Raw genomic sequence first — 1,916 nt, 5'->3', positions numbered from 1 at the left:
ATGTCGGGGTCGTCGGTCTCCCGGGCGATGCCCTGGTGGAACAGATTGGAACTGGCGCCCCAGGCCTCGAGCGCCGCCTTCATCGAGGGCGCGGCGATGGCCTGGTCGTAGAAGCCGAGAGAGGTCTGGTAGGTCTTCAGTTTTCGTTTCGATGTCTTCGCCATCTCGCCTCGATCGTCGCTCGCTCTCCGGCAGCGATGACGCCGGGATTACGGGCGTCCAAGCAGCGCATCATAGCCCTGCGCGCTGAACGCGAGCAGGCAGAATCCGTGCCCGAACGGATCGGCCAGCATCGCGATCCGCCCATAGGGGGCATCGCGCGCAGGCGCCTCCAGGATCGCGCCCGCGCCGACCGCACGCGCCACGGCCGCGTCGACATCGTCGACGACGACGTCGATATGCATCGGTGTCCAGTGCCGCTCATAGCGGCGGCGATCGCCGCCGGCACCGATCGTGCCCGCCTGCTTGGTCAGGAGATACACCGGCGCAGGCCAGCCATTGAGCTCGACGAAATCGGTGCCGAAGCGGCGGCCGACCGTCAGGCCAAAGGCCTCCGTGTAGAAGGTCGTGGCTTTCGCGACGTCGGGGACGTCGATGTTGAGGAGAAAGGTCATGAGGGGCTCGCGGCAAGTTACGGAGCGACCGTAGCCCGGATCTCGGCCGCATTCCATCCGCAGGGCAATCGCATATGATGGCGTCGGCCCTGCGGCGCATCCTTCGAGACGCCCGCCTCCGGCGGGCACTCAGGATGAGGGCGGAGTATGAGGCAGCTTTTGTAGCAGGGGCCGGTGCCGCTTAGCCTCATTCCTGAGGGACCGCGAAGCGGTCGTCTCGAAGGACGAGGCGCGCGCTCCGTTCTTTCAAGTAGCAAAATGCGATTGCCCTGCGCTCATCGGCTCCGCGCAAAGCCCTCGCCATCGCACGAGCGCCACCCTGCCATCATGCCCTTGTTTTGCCCGACGCCGCAAATCGTATTCGGTTTTTCCGACTCTAAATCAATCCCCGAGCGATTTCAAAGAGATGGCTACTGTGCATGGGGTTGTTTCGCAAACTTTGTTTGACGAGGTCCTCAATTCCTTCTCAGGCTCAGGATATAGGCCGAGAGCACCTCGGCCTGTTCCGGCGAGATCACGAGGTTCGGCATGTTCTGGTGGCTGGTGCGCCAGAACACCTTGAGCGAGAGCGCGGTGGTGCCCTTGCGGTCGGCGATGGATTGAAAGCTCGGCGCTTCGTCGAAGAAGCCGTCCCTGCGCGGCTCGATCGCGTGACACGACTGGCACCACGCCTGTGCCAGGCGATGTCCCTCGGCGACCGCGCGCGAGCCGGACCTGGAGGCCGCGGCTGCGGTGTGGACGACGCCGAACAGAAACAGGATCGACAAGGCGATCAGGATGACGATGCCGATGGAAATTCGAACATTGTGCGACATCGCCAAGACCTCACCGATTGCCCCGTCGAAACCAGCCTAGATTTGCACGGCTCGGCCCGCTTGATCTGCGTCAAGCGAACTCGCAGCCCGCTTGCTCAGCACGTCACGAGATCGGTGTGGCCGAATCCCTTGGAGTAATCGAGCAGCGAGATCACCGTCGGCGTGAGGCGGATCAGCCGCACCTCGGAAGGATTTGGCGTGGGAAGGCCGAGCGCCTTCTGCTCGGGATAGCGCGCCATCACCAGCGCGATTGCCTTCTCGGCTTCGGCCGGGTCGGTCACGGCCGCCGCCCGCGCCGCCATGGACAGGCCGACGATCTCCATCACCTCCGCCGGGTCGTCGTCGATCGCAAGCGACACGCGGTCGTCGGCGGCCAGGTTCTGCGCCTTCTGGCTGTCGATGCCGCAGAGGAAGTAGATCGTGAAGCCTTCGTTCGCATAGCCGACGGTCGTCACCTGCGGCCAGCCATCGGCGCGAAGCGTCGCAA

Annotated in this window: 3 protein-coding genes and 1 pseudogene; all 4 read right to left on the bottom strand. The window is 64.4% G+C overall.

What is annotated here, in order from left to right:
• Positions 1-164: pseudogene (locus JHD07_RS38830) on the bottom strand (cell envelope biogenesis protein TolA); the annotation flags it as partial.
• A gap of 45 nt (positions 165-209) precedes the next feature.
• On the bottom strand, positions 210-614 hold the full coding sequence (locus tag JHD07_RS38825) for a VOC family protein (protein WP_291631845.1): 405 nt from the start codon (positions 612-614) through the stop codon (positions 210-212).
• A 455-nt stretch (positions 615-1,069) separates the two neighbouring features.
• Positions 1,070-1,429, bottom strand: coding sequence for a cytochrome c (locus tag JHD07_RS38820; RefSeq protein ID WP_291631844.1), 360 nt, complete (start codon positions 1,427-1,429; stop codon positions 1,070-1,072).
• Positions 1,430-1,524: 95 nt separating this feature from the next.
• Positions 1,525-1,916, bottom strand: a 392-nt coding sequence (locus tag JHD07_RS38815) for a pyridoxamine 5'-phosphate oxidase family protein (protein ID WP_291631842.1), incomplete at its 5' end; no start/stop codon positions are given.

Origin of the sequence: Bradyrhizobium sp. (assembly GCF_016462955.1) — a bacterium.
GTDB lineage: Bacteria > Pseudomonadota > Alphaproteobacteria > Rhizobiales > Xanthobacteraceae > Bradyrhizobium.
The sequence above is the reverse complement of the archived record's forward strand: the minus strand, read 5'-3'. Positions and strand labels throughout refer to the sequence as shown.